This is a genomic window from Corallococcus sicarius, assembly GCF_003611735.1.
In the GTDB taxonomy this organism is placed as follows: Bacteria; Myxococcota; Myxococcia; order Myxococcales; family Myxococcaceae; genus Corallococcus; species Corallococcus sicarius.
Genome location: NZ_RAWG01000028.1, coordinates 36,603 through 52,435, shown reverse-complemented (window position 1 = coordinate 52,435; position 15,833 = coordinate 36,603). Strand labels below are relative to the sequence as shown.

At 70.7% G+C, this 15,833-nt stretch carries 16 protein-coding genes; 7 read left to right on the top strand and 9 right to left on the bottom strand.

All coding sequences use genetic code 11. The annotated features are described in order from the left end of the window. Positions 1-165 precede the first annotated feature (165 nt). The gene (locus D7X12_RS06655) at positions 166-1,005 is read left to right on the top strand and encodes a carboxypeptidase regulatory-like domain-containing protein (RefSeq protein WP_120624415.1); all 840 of its coding nucleotides are present in this window, start codon (positions 166-168) and stop codon (positions 1,003-1,005) included. Between the two features lie 156 nt (positions 1,006-1,161). On the opposite strand, the gene D7X12_RS06650 is transcribed toward D7X12_RS06655, so the two are convergent. Genes D7X12_RS06650 through D7X12_RS06635 form a run of 4 tightly spaced genes read right to left on the bottom strand, consistent with a single transcriptional unit; the run spans position 1,162 to position 4,035 of the window. Further along, complete coding sequence (locus D7X12_RS06650) at positions 1,162-2,556, bottom strand: sensor histidine kinase (protein WP_120624414.1); 1,395 nt, start codon at positions 2,554-2,556, stop codon at positions 1,162-1,164. Then, positions 2,556-3,236: a response regulator transcription factor gene (locus tag D7X12_RS06645; RefSeq protein ID WP_120616048.1), complete on the bottom strand. Its 681-nt coding sequence runs from the start codon at positions 3,234-3,236 to the stop codon at positions 2,556-2,558. The genes D7X12_RS06650 and D7X12_RS06645 overlap by 1 nt, the downstream gene beginning before the upstream one ends. A gap of 12 nt (positions 3,237-3,248) precedes the next feature. After that, positions 3,249-3,464 carry a hypothetical protein gene (locus tag D7X12_RS06640; RefSeq protein ID WP_120624413.1) on the bottom strand — a complete coding sequence of 72 codons (216 nt, stop codon included), beginning with the start codon at positions 3,462-3,464 and terminating at the stop codon, positions 3,249-3,251. Between the two features lie 52 nt (positions 3,465-3,516). Further along, on the bottom strand, positions 3,517-4,035 hold the full coding sequence (locus D7X12_RS06635; RefSeq protein WP_120624412.1) for a periplasmic heavy metal sensor: 519 nt from the start codon (positions 4,033-4,035) through the stop codon (positions 3,517-3,519). A gap of 346 nt (positions 4,036-4,381) precedes the next feature. Between D7X12_RS06635 and D7X12_RS06630 the strand changes: the two genes are divergently transcribed. The 3 genes from D7X12_RS06630 (at position 4,382) to D7X12_RS06620 (ending at position 7,392) form a co-directional block, all read left to right on the top strand. Further along, positions 4,382-4,585 carry a cold-shock protein gene (locus tag D7X12_RS06630; RefSeq protein ID WP_120610865.1) on the top strand — a complete coding sequence of 68 codons (204 nt, stop codon included), beginning with the start codon at positions 4,382-4,384 and terminating at the stop codon, positions 4,583-4,585. A 191-nt stretch (positions 4,586-4,776) separates the two neighbouring features. Next, a complete protein-coding gene (locus D7X12_RS06625) occupies positions 4,777-5,154 on the top strand; it encodes a cupin domain-containing protein (protein WP_120624411.1) in 378 nt (125 codons plus the stop codon). A gap of 126 nt (positions 5,155-5,280) precedes the next feature. Beyond that, positions 5,281-7,392, top strand: a complete 2,112-nt coding sequence (locus tag D7X12_RS06620) for an endonuclease (RefSeq protein ID WP_120624410.1) — start codon at positions 5,281-5,283, stop codon at positions 7,390-7,392. A gap of 107 nt (positions 7,393-7,499) precedes the next feature. On the opposite strand, the gene D7X12_RS06615 is transcribed toward D7X12_RS06620, so the two are convergent. From D7X12_RS06615 to D7X12_RS06600, 4 genes are all read right to left on the bottom strand, one after another. Further along, on the bottom strand, positions 7,500-8,249 hold the full coding sequence (locus D7X12_RS06615) for an amino acid ABC transporter ATP-binding protein (RefSeq protein WP_120624409.1): 750 nt from the start codon (positions 8,247-8,249) through the stop codon (positions 7,500-7,502). Then, positions 8,246-9,691 (bottom strand): ABC transporter substrate-binding protein/permease, encoded by a 1,446-nt coding sequence (locus D7X12_RS06610; protein ID WP_120624408.1) that lies wholly within the window; start codon positions 9,689-9,691, stop codon positions 8,246-8,248. The genes D7X12_RS06615 and D7X12_RS06610 overlap by 4 nt, the downstream gene beginning before the upstream one ends. A gap of 163 nt (positions 9,692-9,854) precedes the next feature. Then, positions 9,855-11,045 carry a sensor histidine kinase gene (locus tag D7X12_RS06605; RefSeq protein WP_244224395.1) on the bottom strand — a complete coding sequence of 397 codons (1,191 nt, stop codon included), beginning with the start codon at positions 11,043-11,045 and terminating at the stop codon, positions 9,855-9,857. After that, positions 11,038-11,715 carry a response regulator transcription factor gene (locus D7X12_RS06600; RefSeq protein ID WP_120624407.1) on the bottom strand — a complete coding sequence of 226 codons (678 nt, stop codon included), beginning with the start codon at positions 11,713-11,715 and terminating at the stop codon, positions 11,038-11,040. The genes D7X12_RS06605 and D7X12_RS06600 overlap by 8 nt, the downstream gene beginning before the upstream one ends. A gap of 125 nt (positions 11,716-11,840) precedes the next feature. On the opposite strand from D7X12_RS06600, the gene D7X12_RS06595 reads away from it, so the two are divergent. Beyond that, positions 11,841-12,641 (top strand): alpha/beta hydrolase, encoded by an 801-nt coding sequence (locus D7X12_RS06595; protein ID WP_120624406.1) that lies wholly within the window; start codon positions 11,841-11,843, stop codon positions 12,639-12,641. 188 nt (positions 12,642-12,829) lie between these two features. Here D7X12_RS06595 and D7X12_RS06590 read toward each other — a convergent pair whose 3' ends face one another. Then, the gene (locus tag D7X12_RS06590; protein WP_120624405.1) at positions 12,830-13,756 is read right to left on the bottom strand and encodes a LysR family transcriptional regulator; all 927 of its coding nucleotides are present in this window, start codon (positions 13,754-13,756) and stop codon (positions 12,830-12,832) included. 106 nt (positions 13,757-13,862) lie between these two features. Between D7X12_RS06590 and D7X12_RS06585 the strand changes: the two genes are divergently transcribed. Both D7X12_RS06585 and D7X12_RS06580 read left to right on the top strand, forming a co-directional pair. After that, a complete protein-coding gene (locus D7X12_RS06585) occupies positions 13,863-14,267 on the top strand; it encodes a RidA family protein (protein ID WP_120624404.1) in 405 nt (134 codons plus the stop codon). A 233-nt stretch (positions 14,268-14,500) separates the two neighbouring features. After that, positions 14,501-15,745, top strand: a complete 1,245-nt coding sequence (locus D7X12_RS06580) for a hypothetical protein (protein ID WP_120624403.1) — start codon at positions 14,501-14,503, stop codon at positions 15,743-15,745. Positions 15,746-15,833 lie beyond the last annotated feature (88 nt).

Genomic DNA, 15,833 nt, shown 5'->3' with positions numbered 1-15,833 from the left:
GGTGGGAGGTGCCGGCGCTGCTCGCGTTCGCGGCGGTGTTCGTGGGGCTGGCCGCGTTCAGCGTGAGCCGCCGCGAATAGCCCCCCGCGGTTGTTGGACTTGCCCGGTGCCTTCCACTACGACGGCGGGCACCGAAACCTGGATCCACGTCGAGGAGACTGCCTCATGAAGCTGCGTACGCCTGGCTTGTCGATGGTCGCCGTCGTGGGGCTCCTGGCCCTGCCCGCGTGCAAGAAGGAAGAAGCGCCCGTGCCCGCCGCGACGGCTCCGGCGGCCGCGACGCCCCCCACGCAGCAGGCGGTGCCCCCGGCGCCGAACGCGGGCGCGGGAACGGGCGAGGCGGCGGCTGCGGCCCCCGCGGGCAACGGCGTGGTGAAGGGCTCGGTGTCGTTCACCGGCACGGCGCCGGTGATGGCGGACCTGGCGCCCAGCGCCGACCCCGCGTGTGACGGACGGCCGGAGAAGGAGCAGTCCGTGCTGGTGAAGGACGGCAAGCTCCAGAACGTGCTGGTGCGCGTGCGCGGCACGGTGGCGGGAGCGCCCCCCGCGCCCTCGACGCCGGTGGTGGTGGATCAGTCCAAGTGCACCTACGTGCCGCGCGTGCAGGGCGCGGTGGCGGGTCAGCAGGTGGTGTTCAAGAACAGCGACGGCACGCTGCACAACGTGCGCGGCGTGGTGGGCGCGCGGCCGGTGTTCAACGTGGCCCAGCCTCCCTTGGGCGCGCCCATCCAGAAGCCGCTGCCGGGCGACGCGGAGGTGCTGCGCCTCAAGTGCGACGTGCACCCGTGGATGACGGCCTACGTGGTGAGCAACCCGAACCCGTACTTCACCACCACGGCGGATGACGGCACGTTCACCCTGACGGGCCTGCCCGCGGGCACGTACACGCTGGAGGCGTGGCACGAGACGCTGGGCACGAAGACGGCGGAGGTCACCGTGAAGGACGGCGCTCCGGTGGACGCGGCGTTCACGTTCGCCGCGACGGACGCGCCCGCGAAGCCGTAGCGCACGGAGGGAGGGGCCGCATTCGCTGGCCCCTCCTGTTCGTTGGACCTGCAGCCGCTCGCCCTCGCGGGCCTCGTGTCCACCGCGCGCCCCCCAGCCCATGGGGCGCTCCAGCGGGCTCGCGGCGCGGAGGCCCCGGGCCTCCCCGCGTCGTCGCTACGCCTGCGGAAGCTCCGTCGGACTCGGGGGACCCTTCTTCCGCACCGTGAAGCCCACCCGCGCGCCTCCGCCGGGCCGGTTCTCCGCGAACGTGTCCCCGCCGTGGGCCCGGGCAATCCGCTGCACCAGCGCGAGCCCCAGCCCCAGGGAGCCGGCCTCTCGCGCCTCGCCGCCCCGGTCCTTGCGGTAGAACGGCTGGAAGATGCGCGTCTCCTCGCCCGGCAGCAGTCCGGGGCCCCGGTCCTCCACGCAGAAGGACAGGTGCTCCGGGCCCTGGTCCTGCAGGCGGAGCGCCTCCACCCCGTTCCCATGCCGACGCGCGTTGTCGAGCAGGTTCACCAGCGCCCGCCCCAGCAGCGTCGCATCCGCCAGCAGCGCCACGTCATCCGTCTCCGGCTGCAACAGCGTGGCGGACAGCCCGGCGCGCTCCAGCGCCTGGGCCGCGAGCACCCCCGCCTCCAGGGCCTTGGGCGTGAGCTGGCCGAAGTCCAGGCGCGAGCTCGCGAGCAGCTCGCCCACCAGCGCGTCCAGCTCCACCACCTCGCGGTCCACCTGATCCAACGTGCGCGGGTTGCCACCCCCGTCGCGCAGCAGCTCCGTCAGCACCCGGAGCCGGGCCAGCGGGGTGCGAAGCTCGTGGGACACCGCCGCGAGCAGCTCGCGCTGGTCCGCCATCTGCTTCTCGATGCGCGCCGCCATGTCGTTGAAGGACTCGGCGAGCACCGCGAACTCACCCGTGGCGTGGCGGTGCAGGCTCGCCCGCGTCCCCAGCTTGCCCGCGCCCAGCTCCTGCGTGGCCTTCACCAGCGTGTCCACCGGCCGCGCCAGCCGGTACGAGATGCCGCCCGCCGCCGACCAGAGCACGATCACCGCGATGCCCAGGGGCAACACGCCGCGCAGGGGGCTGCGGGTCCGCGTGCGCAGGTAGCACGTCCGCGCCGTCCCCAGGAGCACGCCCCCGCGCATCACCGGAAAGGACGTATCCGGCTTGTGGCACGGCTCTCCTCCACGCTCGAGCACCGCGCCGGACGGGTCGGTCAGCTCCACGTCCACGTCCAGGTCTTGGGAGATGCTCCGCACCAGGGACGCGCGCTCGGCGGGCGCGTCCCACACCTCCGCGAAGCGGTGGCCCACGAACGTGCGCATGCGCTCCGTCTCGTGCTTCCACGTCGAGCCGCCCACCAGGTTCATCACCCCGGACACCACCAGCACCGTGACGAGGATGGTGAGCCCGAACATGACGAACAGCCGCCGCCGCAGCCGCGCCTGCACGAAGGACCCCAGCCGTCCCAGGTGCCACGGGGCACGGTGGTGGCCGTGCCGGCCGAAGCGGCGACGATGAGGGGGCGGGATGCAGCCGTCCTCCGGGGGATGCCGGTGGCGCCAGCCCATCAGGTGCCTTCCTTGGCGAAGACGTAGCCCACGCCGCGCACCGTCTTGATGAGGCGCGTGCCCACGTCCCCCAGCTTCTGGCGCAGGTGGGAGATGTGCACGTCCACCGTGCGCTCGCTCACCACCGTGTCGCTGCGGCCCGCCTCGCCCAGCAGCGCGTCGCGGGGAATCACCCGGCCGGCCCGGCGCACCAGCGCGAGCAGCAGGTCGAACTCCAGCCCCGTCAGGTCCACCGCGCGCCCCTCCACCCGCACCTCGCGCCCGGACACGTCGATGGACACCCCGCTCGACTCCAGCCGGTCCGCCACCGCCGAAGGCTGGGCCCGCCGCAGCACCGCGCGCAGGCGGGCGAGCAACTCGCGCGGGCCGAAGGGCTTGGGCAGGTAGTCGTCCGCGCCCAGCTCCAGGCCCACCACCCGGTCCGTCTCATCCCCCTTGGCGGTGAGCATCAACACGGGGATGCGGCTCTTGGCCCGGATGCGCTTGCACACCTCCAGCCCATCCATGCCCGGCATCATCACGTCCAGGAGCACGGCGTCGAAGGCGTGGGCTTCCAGCGCCGCCAGCCCGCGTCCTCCGTCGGGCGCGTGGCTGACGGTGATGCCGTTCTGCCCGAGGTACTCCGCGAGCAGCTCGAACATCCGGGTGTCGTCGTCGATGAGCAGGACGCGGGTGGGCATGGGCGAGGAATCCTAGCGCGCTCCCGGTGCTTCAGAAGGCCCCGCGGCCTCCGAGCGCTGCCGCGCGTGCCAGTCCCAGTAGGGCGGCGCGCCGTTGCGGTAGGCGGTGCTGCCCCAGTCGCCGCGGTGGCACGACGCGCGGTGGTGGCGGGAGAGGCTCGCGAAGCCGGAGGCATAGCCTCCGATGGCACCCGCGGCGAGGAGGACGACGAGCAGTCGGTGTCTCATGGGAATTCTCCAGGAAGAGGCGAGGCGAAGAGGGAAGGCGAAGCGGGGAGGCTCAGATCATGGACGGCGGGGCGTCATCGTTGTGGCTGCTCCAGCGCCCGTGGCCGCCGCAGCGCCGTCCCCGGCCCGCGCCGCGCCAGCCGTAGCCCCAGCCGTGCTCGATGATGTCCGCGAGCTCACGGCGCTGGCGCGGATCCAACGCCTCGTGCACCGACGACAGGCCGTCCTGCACCGCGTTGCGCAGCGTCTCCAGGGCCACGTCGTGGCGGCTGAACAGCTCGCGCAGCACGGCCCCGTCGAAGTGCTCCCCGCGCATCGACGTGCCGAGCGCCGTGCGGCTGGGCCCCCACTGGTCGCGCACCTTGGCGAAGGCCTCGCGCGCGTCCTCCACCGCCTTCACGATGACCTTCTCCTGGCCGGGGGACGTCTCCAGCCGCTCGAACAGCCAGCGCAGCCGGGGCCGCGCGCGCCACATCCCTCCGTGGCCGTAACCGGGGTGGCCGTGGCGCCCCCGACGCAGGGTGGCGAAGAGGCCGGCGAGGCAGGCGGTACCGAATACGAATCCGAACATGGGTGTGGCTCCGTGAGGCAGGTCGGGCACCGCTCAAGCGGGCCCAAGTCGTTTCTGACGGAGCACAAGGTAGAGAGCGGGTGTGAAGCCCACGCCCGGCTGCGGTGAAGAAGTATGAAGGCCTCCGGAATGCGCCGCGGACGCCGGGGTGTTGAGTCAGCGGGCCTCATTCAAGTCCTTCTGTCGGATGAAGGACGCCTGCTCGCACGATTCCTTCCTCTGGAGTGGTGTTCGCGCGGGAAGCAGGTAGAGTGCCCGGCGTGCCGGGGGCGATGTGCGTTTCCGGTACGGGTGGCTGGCGCAAGCCGGTCACCAGCTCAATGCAGAGAAAGAGAAGAGACTCACAATGGCATTCGGTACCGTGAAGTGGTTCAACGACGCGAAGGGTTTTGGCTTCATCGCGCAGGACAATGGCGAGGACGTTTTCTGCCATCACACTGCCATCAACATGGATGGCTTCCGCACCCTGGCTGAAGGCCAGAAGGTGGAGTTCGAGGTCACCAAGGGCCCGAAGGGCCTCCAGGCGCAGAACGTTCGCGCCGCGCCTTGATCGAAGCCCCGACTCTCCGCGACCGGTGAGTCACCGAAGCCCAGTCTCCCTCAGGGAGGTTGGGCTTTCGTCTTTTGGGACGCAGGCCAGGCAGGCAGCCGGCGCGACGCGTCCCGCCAATGTCCGGGGTCTTCCCTACCTTCTGCCTTGAGGAGCGCGGCGTCGCACGCCGCCCCCAAGGAGACGCGAACATGGGCGACACCAGCGTGAAGAAGGTCGAAAGCCGCCACTCCCCCAAGGGAGAGATGGGCCAGAAGTACCTGGCCTCCGGCGTCCGCGTGGCCATGCGGCTGTGGGAGGACGAGCCGCCCGCCGAGGCCAAGCCCGCCAGCGTCCGCGACTACGAGACGGTGGGCTACGTGCTCAAGGGCCGCGCGGAGCTGCACCTGGAGGGACAGGTCATCCTGCTCAACCCCGGTGACTCGTGGCTCGTGCCGCGCGGCTCCAGCCACACGTACAAGATCCTGGAGACGTTCTCCGCCGTGGAGGCCACCAGCCCCTCGTCCGCCGTGCACGGCCGCGACGAGCACTCGGAGGCCACGACGAAGGGGAAGGCCGCCAAGGCCTGAGCCGCGAGGCGCCAGGACTCATGACGTTACGCCAGCCTTTGAGGGTGATGGTGTCTGCTCCCCTCCTGCGTGCATGCAGGGGGCTTGCGGCCGCGGATACGGCGGCCGAAGCCCGGGAGGGGATGCGTGAACGAGCAGGAGAAGCAGCGGCGGCTCTTGGCCTACGCGAAGCGGATCGCCCCTTCGCCCGAAACCATCGAGTCGCTCGCGACGGACAGCAGCGCCCCGCTCGAATCCAGTGCCGAGGTCCTGGACCATGCCCTCAAGGCGGCCCACGCGGTGACCCGGGGGCTGGAGTCCACCCTGCGGCCAGAGGAGCTGTGGGCGCTCGAAGCCATCGTCCTGCCTCGCAACAGACCGGTCGTGGACATCATCAACGGCAGCTACCTGCGCCCCGGCTCACCCTGGGGCGCCCTGGATGACGCGAAGTTCCGCAAGCCCATCGAGGCGGCCATTCCCGCCATCGGACGCGTGGAGGTTCCCGAGCACCCGACGCTGCCGTACGTGGGAACAGGCTTCGTGGTCGGGCGCGGGCTGCTGATGACCAATCGCCACGTGGCCGAGGTGTTCACGCTGGGGCTGGGGATGCGGGGGCTGCGGTTCCATCCGGGGCTCGACACCGTGCAGGTGGACTTCAAACGGGAGCGCGGCTCAAGCGCATCCGCGCCCTTCCGCGTGCGGCGCGTCCTGATGATCCATCCCTATTGGGACATGGCGCTGATGGAGGTCGAGGGGGTTGACGGACTGCAGCCCCTCACCCTGGATTCGCGCCACGCGGACGAGGTGCGCGAGCAGGACGTCGTCGTCATCGGGTATCCCGCGCAGGACCCGCGCAACGATGCCGCGCTCCAGCACCGCATCTTCCGGGGCGTCTACCAGGTCAAGCGCCTGCAGCCGGGCAAGATCATGGGCACACGGCGCACCTCGAGCTTCGGCCGGACGGTGGAGGTGATGGCGCACGACAGCTCGACGCTCGGGGGCAACTCGGGCTCGGCCATCCTGGATGCGCGCACGGGCCGGGTGCTCGGGCTCCACTTCGGGGGCCGGTACCTCGAAGCGAACTACGCGGTGTCCGCCCATGACCTCAGCCGGGACTCCCGCGTGGTCGATGCCGGGGTGCTCTTCACGAAGACGAACGTCGGTGGGCAGCTCCCCTGGGCGGACGCGTGGAAGGGCAACGAAGGCCCCACCGCGGTGCCGCCTTCACCTCCGCCGCCATCTCCCGGCCCCTCCGTCCCGGCGTCACGCAGCGATACCCTCGCGCTCACCATTCCGCTCCACCTCACCCTCCGCCTGGGGGTTCCCGTCCTGGGGGAGGACGGCCAGACCGCGCCAGTGCCTGCAGGTCCACCCGACGGAGGCGTGGGGCCCGGGGCACCGGGCCTGACCCAGGTCGACATCGCGGCGGCTGTCGCGGAAGCCCGGCGGACGCGGGACCTGCCCTATTACGACGCCGATGCGGACGCGCTGGACCGCGAGCGCTACTACGAAGGCGTGCAGCCGGACTCGGACTCGGACGCGTTCTATGACGGCCTGCACGGGCTGCTCGAGCGGACGCATACGGTGCGCCCCTCCTACAAGCCGAGCCGCTGGGTCTACCCGTGGGTGGACCGCCAGAAGGATCTCCTCCTTCGCTCGCTGTATTCAGCGGCGGGCCACTCCTTCTCGCTCCAGGAGATCCTCCAGCGGGACCTGGAGGTGGAGCGGGAGCGTGTGCAACGGCTCCTGGAGCGGCCCCTGACGGAGGGGCTCGACGACGGCTTCCTGGAGCAGTTGGAGGCCCTCCTGCCGTTCAACTGCGAGCACGTCGTGCCCCAGTCCTGGTTCAATGCCAAGGAGCCGATGCGCGGAGACCTGCACCACCTGTTCACCTGCGAGATGCGCTGCAACAGCTTCCGCGGCAACCATGCCTACTTCGAGTTCCCCCGCACGGAGGCTGTCTTTCACGACTGCGGGCGGTCCGACGGGAACCGGTTCGAGCCGGGCGGCGGAAAGGGGGCCGCCGCGCGCGCCACGCTCTACTTCCTCGTCCGCTATTCCAACGCCATCAACAGCCCGGCGGAGTTCCCCGAGGAGCGGCTGGAGACGCTGCTGCGCTGGCACCAGCAGGAACCGCCCTCCGAGTGGGAGCTGCATCGGAACCAGGCCATCTTCTCCATCCAGAAGAACCGCAATCCCTTCATCGACTTCCCGGAGTGGGCGACGCGGGTGCGCTTCGCCCGCGGGCTGGGGCGTTGAGCTGTATTGGAATGGGACCTTCCTGGTCAGGGGGCCGGTTCGAAGCAGAGGCGCAGCAGCAACGTCTCCCTTGCAAGGATCGCCGTGGAGGAGGGCCACCGCCGCGTTCAGTTCGCGGTGGCGTTCCCGAGTCCCAGGAAGGCGCGGGTCCGCTCGTGCTGGGGGTGGGCGAGCACCTGGTCCGGGTTCCCTTCCTCGATGATGTGCCCGTCGTGCAGCACCAGCACCCGGGAGGCCATCATCCGCGCGAAGCGCATCTCGTGCGTCACCGCCACCATCGTCAGCCCGTCATCGCGAAGCCGCTCCAGCAGGGACACCAGGCCCGCCACCCGCTCCGGATCCAGCGCGCTCGTGGGCTCGTCCAGCAGCAGCGCCTCGGGCTCCATCGCCAGCGCCCGGGCAATGGCCACCCGCTGCTGCTCGCCTCCGGACAGCTCCGCGGGGTACGCGCCCTCGCGGTGCGACATGCCCACCTTCGCCAGCAGCTCCCGGGCCTGCTCCGTCGCCTCCTTCACGCTCCGGCCCTTCACGTGGACCGGGGCTTCGATGACGTTGCCCAGCGCCGTGCGGTGCGCGAACAGGTGCCACTGCTGGAACACGAAGCCCACCCGCCGCCGGAGTTCCCACAGCTGCGAGGCCTGTGCCTGCCCGCGGCCGGGCTCGAGCGCGCAGTCCCCCACGCGCACCGAACCTCCATCGAAGGACTCCAGCCCGTTGAGGCACCGCAGCAGCGTGCTCTTGCCGCCGCCCGACGGCCCCACCAACGCCACCACCTCGCCCCGGGTGAAGGTGGCGTTGATGCCCTCCAGCACCGTCCGGCCCGCGTAGCGCTTGGTCAGCCCTCGCACCTCGATCATGCCCGCTCCAACTTCGCCTCGAGCGTCCTCGCGAGGCGGGACAGGGGATGGCTCATCGCCAGATACAGCACCGCGCACAGGGCCCCTGGCAACAACCAGCTCCGCACATCCACCGCGGTGATGGTCATGCGCTTGGTCAGCTCCACCACGGAAATCACGGAGACCAGTGAGCTGTCTTTGAGCAGGGCGATGAAGTCGTTGGTGACGCCGGGCAGGGCCACGCGGAACGCCTGGGGGATGACCACCCGCCGGAGCGCCAGCCGGGGACGCATGCCCAGGGCCAGCGCCGCCTCCATCTGCCCCCGGGGCACCGCGAGCAGGCCCGCGCGATACACCTCCGCCTCGTAGGCCGCGTAGTTCAGCCCCAATCCCAGGATGGCCGCGCTGAGCGGGCCCAGCCGCAGCACGCCCGCCAGCCCGTAGTAGAGGACATAGAGCTGCAGGAGCACCGGCGTGCCCCGGAGCAGCTCCACATAGGCCGTGGTGAAGACACCCATCCACTTCGGCCCATACAGCCGCCCCAGCGCCAGCGCCAGGCCCAGGGGGATGGCCAGCGCCATGGCTCCCACCGAGACCCCCAGCGTCACCAGCGCCGCCTGGAGGAAGCGCAGCAGCTGGTTCCAGTCCAGGTGCGCCGTGCTCGTCTGGGACAGCACCTCGCGCGTCTGCGCCTCCGTCCACTCCACCATGCGCTGCTCGGAGGCGTTGTCGATGCCCCAGCGGCGAAGGATTCCCCGCAGCTCCCCCGAGCGCGCGATGCGGTCCAGGGCGTCATCGAGCGCCTGGCGCAGGTCGTCCTCTCCAGGCCTCACGGCGATGGCGTAGTAGCCCTCGGCCACGTCACCGACGACGCTCAGGCCGGGGCGCGGCATGCCGTAGCGCTGCGCGATGATGTCGTCCATCAGCACGGCGTCCAGCCGGCCCTGCTCCAGGTCGATGTACGGCTCCTGGACGCCCTCGTAGGGAATGGCCCCGGCCCCGCTGCCGCGCAGCAGCTCCCACGCCTGGGAGTTGGCGAGCGTGCCCACGCGGCGCCCGCGCAGCGACTCCAGTCCCGTCACGGACGGGTCGTCCCGCCGGGCCATCAGCCGGAGGTGGAAGAGATAGTAGGGGCGCGTGAAGAGCACCCGGTCCGTGCGCGTGGGGATGATCTCCATGCCGTTCATCGCCACGTCGAAGGAGCCGCCCCGCTCCAGCGAGGGGATGAGGCTGGACCAGTCGTTCTGGACGAACTCGGCGCGCACGCCCAGCTCGCGGCCCAGGGCATCCGCCAGCTCCACCTCGAAGCCCCGGTACTGGCCCGGGCGCTCCGGGTCCTCCATGGCGTAGGGCTCTCCGCCCTGCGCATCCGCGCCCCAGCGGAGCACGCCCGCGCGCTGCACGCGCTCCAGCCCCGAACCCTCCTTCGGACCGCAGGCCGTGAGCCACACCAACACGCCCATCGCCAGGCAGGCGCGGGAGAACAGGGATGCGCATCGCGGACGGAGGGGAGGTGGGGCGGTCATGTCATGCAGGGCGCAACCAGCTTCACTCCATAGAGCAGACGGGCAAGGCTCGGGTCAATCCTTCGCGATTCGCGTGAGGACCCGGGGGACGCCCCACCGCTCAGGCCCAGCGCAGCTCGACCCGGGTGCCCTGCGGCTGCAGCGGGGTGAAGGTCACGCTCCAGCCGAGTCTCTGCGCCAACCGCTGTACGAGCGACAGCCCCACACCGAAGCCCGCGTGTTCGGGCGCCACGTTTCCCAGGCCCTCGCCGGTGTCGCTGATGCGCCAGAGGCCGGGCGCCACGTGCACCTGCACGCTGCCCGTGCGCGTGTAGCCGAAGGCATTCTTCACCAGGTTGCCCAGCAGCACGCGCGCCACCGCGGCGCTCACCGGCGCCTCCACGGGCCCCTCCGCCTCCACCACCACCGAGACGGAGGGCTGGCGAAGCCCGTCGTAGAGCGCCACCACCTCGTGCGACACGGCGCCCAGCTCGCAGCGCTCGCCTGCCCGTGGTGTGCGCGCGAGCCAGAGGATGCCCTCGGTGAGCAGCCCCATCTGCAGCACCGCGTTGCGCAGGCGCGCGAAGGCCGCGGCGTCTCGGGGCGGTGCGCGCTCGAGCAGCTCCACGGCGCCCTGCGCGACGGCGAGCGGCGTGCGCAGCTCGTGGCTCACGTCGCGGTTGAACTGCCGCTCGCGCTCCAGGAGGCGCTGGATGCGCGCGTCGCGCTCGCGCAGCGCGGCCCGGAGCGTGCCCAGCTCCTGCACTGAACCCTCGTCCTCCTCGGCCCCGGGCGCGTCCTCCCCGAGCGCCGCGGCAAGCTGCTCGAGCGGCCGGCTCACGCGGCGGGCCACGACCACGGCGATGCCCGTGGCCGCGAGCAGCGCCAACGCCGCGCTCACCAGCATCAGCCAGGCGTTGCGACCCAGCTGGCCCGTGGTGCTGGTGAAGGCGTCCACCCGGAAGGCGACGTAGAGCGGCTCACCGCCGCGTGCGTCCGGACGCACGGCGACGTGGAAGTGGCCCGCCCCGTCCGTGGCCACCTCGTACTCACCGCGCGACAGGGAAGGGGACAGCTTGCGCGCGAGCGCCGGCGGCAGGGCCGCATGCCCCCGGTGCGTGCTCATCCCGGTGGGCAGCTCCGCGGCGTGGCCCTCCAACTGTCGCTCTGCCTCCGCCGCGACGAGCCGGTTGAAGAGGGTGTCCTCCAGGTCGTAGCTGAAGAGGGTGAAGAAGCCGCCCATCAGCGCGAGCGCGAGCACCGCGGACAGCAGCAGCGCGCGGCGCAGGAGGACGCGCAGGGGCCTAGCCATGCGGTGGCTCCTGCAGCGCATAGCCCTCGTGGCGCCGGGTGACGATGAGCTGCTCCAACCCCAGCGCGCCCAGCGTGCGGCGCAGGCCATAGACGTGGGTGCGCAGGGTGCTGCCCTCCGGTGCCTCGTCGCCCCACAGCCGGTGGGCGAGGGTGGCGGCCGGCACCGGCGCGGGCGCCGCCTCCATCAGCAGCCGCAGGAGCAGCGACTCGGTGCGGTTGAGTCGCACGCGCCGCTCGCCCCGACGGGCCCAGCCGCCCTCGGGCTCCAGCTCCAGTTCGCCGAACTGGAGGCGCCGTCCGCTGGGCGGCACCGGGCGGCGCCCCAGCGCCTCCAGCCGCCAGCGCAGTTCGCGCAGGGAGAAGGGCTTCACCAGGTAGTCGTCCGCGCCCGCGGCGAAGCCTTCCTCCTTGTCATCCAGCGAGTCGCGCGCGGTGAGCATCAGCACGGGCACCAGCCGCGGCGCGAGCTGGCGCAGGGCGCGGCACACCTCCAAGCCGTCCATCCCGGGCAGCGCCAGGTCCAGCACGATGGCGTCGTAGGGGTGGGCCAGCGCGAGCGCGAGCCCCTCCGGCCCGGTGGACGCGAAGTCGAGCGTGAAGTCCGGCGCAAGGAAGCTGGCCAGGTTGGCCTGCAGGTCCTGGTTGTCCTCGACGACGAGCACCCGCATGGGACGCCTCTCCCTGATGCGCGCACCTTGCGCGAGGCCCGGTCAACTCTAGGTCAACTCGCGCCCGACCTGGGCCTGACGAAGCCCGGGGCAGGGTGGGGCCTCCCAGTCATCGGAGCCCACCCATGAAGCCCTCCCTGCGCCTCGTCCTCACCTTGCTGTTCGCCTCCCCGGTCGCCCTCGCGGCGCCGCCCACGCCCACGGTGACGGGGGCCGTTGAGCGCACGCTGACCGCCGCGGACGGGGCGAGCATCCCCGTGCGGGTCCTCGAGCCCCACGGGAAGGCCCGGGACGCCCGGACCCCCGTGGCCGTGCTCCTCCACGGCCTCACCCGCAGCAAGGAGGACTGGCTCGCGGATGCCCCGCCCACCTATGGCGGCGCCTTCACCGAGGCGCTGCGCGCGGCGGGCTACCGCGTGTACCTCCTGGACTCCCGCCACCACGGGGAGCGCAAGCTGCCCGGGGAGAAGCCGAGCCTCCTGGTGAAGCGGCTGCACGCGGGGGAGCCCGGGCCCTACGTGTCGATGATCTCCGGCACGGTCGCGGATGCGCAGGTCGTCCTCGCGCATGCGCTTGAAGGGGGCCGGCCCACGCGCGTGCTGGTGGCCGGCTACAGCCAGGGCGCGCAGGTGGCGCTGCTGCTGGCGGCGCGCGAGCCGCGCATCACCGACCTGGTGACGATGGTGCCTCCGGACATCGAGCCCACGCTCGGGGACGTCGCGCCTGGCAACGTGGTGGGCCGGGTCAAGCAGCGCTGGCTGCTGCTCACCGCGAACCAGGATGAGTTCGCGCCGGTGGAGAAGAGCGCGGCGCTCTTCTCCGCCGCGCCCTCCAAGCACAAGCTGCACCGCACCTTCGAGAGCGGCCACGCCCTGCCGCGCGACTACCTGCAGGAGGTCCAGCGCTGGCTCGCCGCCCAGCGCTGAGCAACTCCGCGCTCCAGCAGCGCTGTGTGTCATTGCACAGGGGACCATGAGCCAGGGTTGACCATGATTTGCGCCAGGCGATTCACCCAGGACCCGGGAAGGAAGCGAGTCTGATGAGGATTTCCCTCTCAATTCGTTGCACGAATTGCAAGAGCAGGCTGTATGGAGCGGCAGGGGCGAACCCGACGTCAGCTCGCCCCTGTCTTCCAGGCCACGGTGGTCGCGCTCCATTGCTCCACCATCAGGTCGATGAAGCGCCGCACCTTCGCCGGCAGGTGACGTCTGCTCGGGTAGAGCGCCATGATCGGGACGGACTCCGTCTCGCAAGATGGCAGCAGCGCCTTGAGCCGCCCGCTCGCCAGGTCTTCGTCGACCAGGAAGCCGGGAAGATAGGCGATGCCCAGCCCCGCGACGGCCGCGTCCCGGATCGCCTCGCCACTGTCGAGCCGCAGCCGGCTGCGTCCCTCCACCTTCACCGGGGCGCCGCCCTTCTCACGCAGCCGCCAGTGCTGCCGTCGCGTCCGGCTGCTGAAGAACAGACAGTCATGCGCCGCGAGGTCCTCCAGCGTGCCGGGCTCGCCGTGCGCCTGGAGGTAGGAGGGCGCGGCGCAGATGAACACCGGGTGCCGGGCCACGACCCGGGAGACCAGGCGCGTATCGGTGGGGGCTGCATTGATGCGCACGGCCAGGTCGTAGCCCTCCTCGATGATGTCCGCGACGCGGTCCGTGAAGCTCACCTCCACTTGCAGCTCGGGCCAGGTCCGCAGGTAGTCCCGCAGCAAGGGAAGGACCTGCCGTCTGCCGAATGCGGCCGGCAGGGTGAGCCGGAGAACCCCTCGGGGGGGTCCCGCGCGCTGCCCGACGCTGGCTTCCGCATCGTCCAGGGCCGCGAGGACTTGCAGGCAATGCTCATGGAAGACACGGCCCTCGTCGGTGAGGCTCAGCTGGCGCGTCGTGCGATTGAGCAGGCGCACCCCCAAGCGGGACTCCAACCGGGCCAAGGCCTTACCCGCCGCCGAGCGCGTCAGGCCGAGGGCCTGGCCGCCGCCCACGAAGCTGCCCGCGTCCACGACGGCCATGAAGGCGAAGATTTCATCCAGCTGGGCGCGTTTCATCGAGGGCGCTCCATTGTAGCGACCGCGTCGCTGGAGAGGGGAACGCCGTTCGTCAATGGGCCCGGTATACGAGCCCGGCATTCACCCATTCGCTCGGAGTGCCGCCATGCCCGTGACCCTGCTCAACCCCAATGGACTCATGAAGCCCGACGTGTACCGGCAGGTGGCGATCGCCACCGGCACCCGGCAGGTGCACATCGCAGGACAGGTCGCGTACGACACGGAGGGGAAGCTCGTCGCACGGGGTGACCTGGCGGGACAGGTGGCGCAGGCCTACCGCAACGTCGCCATCGCCCTCGCGGCGGCTGGGGCGACGTTCAGCGACGTCGTCCGGCTGACGATCTACGTGGTGGACTGGAAGCATGAACTGATGCCCGCCTTCCTCGCCGGCATCGAGCAGGTCTCCCAGGAGCTGCGGATCGTGCCGGCGCCGGCATCGCTCATCGGGGTCTCCGTGCTCTTCGAGCCGGGCGTCCTCGTCGAGATCGAAGCCACCGCGGTCGTGGACTGAGCTGGTTCATGCACCGGGCCCTACGGCCGGTGCGCACAAGGCTTGCAAGCGGGGCCGTCCCCCTCGCCTCGGGGGCATCCCTCTCACGTCCAGGACCGCCAGCGGCAACTCCACGGACAACGACTTTTCAAGTCGAGCTAAACGAGTAAAAAAAGAATAGCCGAAAAATCATGGTAAATGCAAAGAAGGGGCGATTGGCGCGATGCCAATCCTTTGCGAACAAAGGGAATCCCATGTCCAGGCTTCACAAGACCCTGCTGTCAGCTTCCGTCGCGCTCCTGGGTTTGAACGGGTGTGGCGGCACCGACCTCCCGGATGCGGAGACGGGCAGCACCCGCCAGGGCATGGAAGCGGCGGCCCTGCTTCCGGTCCCTGGATGCCTGATCACCTCCCTGGATGCGGACGGCGACGGCATCTGTGACATCGTGGAGACGGTGTTGGGCACCAATCCCAACAGCACGGACACGGACGGTGACCGGCTCAGCGACTATGCGGAGGCGTACGGCGTGGGCGGCATCGACCTGGCCGGGCTCGGCGCGAACCCGCGCAGGAAGGACATCTTCGTCGAGGCGGACTACTACCCGGGACTCCAGCCGTCCCTGGCGATGCGCAACCGCGTCACCACGGCCTTCGCCAACGCGCCGGTGACGAACTACGACGGCTCCACGGGCATCACGCTGCACCTCGTGGTGGACCAGCAGATCGCCGCGGCGGACGCGGACTCGGACCTGAGCCCCGTGTGGACGGACTTCGACGTCATCAAGGGGAAGTACTTCGCCGCGAGCCGCGCGCCGTTCTTCCACTACATGCTGTTCGCGAACCGGTACAACGGCGGAAACTCCAGCGGCATCTCGCGCGGCATTCCCGCGCATGACTTCATCGTGACGCTGGGCTTCATCGGAGGCGGCACGGAGCTGCAGCTGGCCGGCACCCTCATGCACGAGCTGGGGCACAACATCGGCCTGCGCCACGGCGGGAACGATGACAGCAACTACAAGCCCAACTACCTGAGCATCATGAACTACGAGTACCAGTTCTATGGCTTTGGCATTGGCGGCTTGAACAACGTGCTCGACTACTCGCGCGTGCGCGTCGCTTCCTTCAGCGAGGCGGCGGTCAACGAGGGGGCCGCCTTCTCACCCGTCGCCCCGACCACCGAAGCGGACCTGGCCAAGATCAGCGGGCTTCGCTTCAACAACGTCCAGGTCACTGGCAACGCGAGCACCAACCTGGACTTCAATGGCAATACGCTCATCGACGCCGCGACCTACACCCGGGACTTCAACCGCTCCGGCGCCGCCAACAACGTGTTCCCCGCGTCGCAGAACGACTGGCTGGCCCTCGCGTATGACGGCGGTGGCCAGATTGGCTTCGCCACGCCGGGCCTCTCCCAGGACCTGGGCCGCGAGGAGCTGTTCCTCGTCGCCCCGGAGAAGATGGAGCCCTGCCTCACCGTGGACGAGCGCACCGGCCGGTAGTCCCCGCCGTCCCTGCTGAAGCGTTGCACTCCGCCGCCGGGTCCTCCCACACGGGGGCCCGGCGGTCGTGTCTCCCGGCGCTCAACGC

Bases quoted from the DNA above. Each gene is read 5' to 3' on its own strand.
- D7X12_RS06630 (WP_120610865.1), top strand. From the start codon at position 4,382: ATGGCATTCGGTACCGTGAAGTGGTTCAACGACGCGAAGGGTTTTGGC.
- D7X12_RS06655 (WP_120624415.1), top strand. From the start codon at position 166: ATGAAGCTGCGTACGCCTGGCTTGTCGATGGTCGCCGTCGTGGGGCTC.
- D7X12_RS06635 (WP_120624412.1), bottom strand. From the start codon at position 4,035: ATGTTCGGATTCGTATTCGGTACCGCCTGCCTCGCCGGCCTCTTCGCC.
- D7X12_RS06615 (WP_120624409.1), bottom strand. From the start codon at position 8,249: ATGATCGAGGTGCGAGGGCTGACCAAGCGCTACGCGGGCCGGACGGTG.
- D7X12_RS06610 (WP_120624408.1), bottom strand. From the start codon at position 9,691: ATGGGCGTGTTGGTGTGGCTCACGGCCTGCGGTCCGAAGGAGGGTTCG.
- D7X12_RS06650 (WP_120624414.1), bottom strand. From the start codon at position 2,556: ATGGGCTGGCGCCACCGGCATCCCCCGGAGGACGGCTGCATCCCGCCC.
- D7X12_RS06625 (WP_120624411.1), top strand. From the start codon at position 4,777: ATGGGCGACACCAGCGTGAAGAAGGTCGAAAGCCGCCACTCCCCCAAG.
- D7X12_RS06605 (WP_244224395.1), bottom strand. From the start codon at position 11,045: ATGGCTAGGCCCCTGCGCGTCCTCCTGCGCCGCGCGCTGCTGCTGTCC.
- D7X12_RS06590 (WP_120624405.1), bottom strand. From the start codon at position 13,756: ATGAAACGCGCCCAGCTGGATGAAATCTTCGCCTTCATGGCCGTCGTG.
- D7X12_RS06585 (WP_120624404.1), top strand. From the start codon at position 13,863: ATGCCCGTGACCCTGCTCAACCCCAATGGACTCATGAAGCCCGACGTG.
- D7X12_RS06645 (WP_120616048.1), bottom strand. From the start codon at position 3,236: ATGCCCACCCGCGTCCTGCTCATCGACGACGACACCCGGATGTTCGAG.
- D7X12_RS06595 (WP_120624406.1), top strand. From the start codon at position 11,841: ATGAAGCCCTCCCTGCGCCTCGTCCTCACCTTGCTGTTCGCCTCCCCG.
- D7X12_RS06580 (WP_120624403.1), top strand. From the start codon at position 14,501: ATGTCCAGGCTTCACAAGACCCTGCTGTCAGCTTCCGTCGCGCTCCTG.
- D7X12_RS06600 (WP_120624407.1), bottom strand. From the start codon at position 11,715: ATGCGGGTGCTCGTCGTCGAGGACAACCAGGACCTGCAGGCCAACCTG.
- D7X12_RS06640 (WP_120624413.1), bottom strand. From the start codon at position 3,464: ATGAGACACCGACTGCTCGTCGTCCTCCTCGCCGCGGGTGCCATCGGA.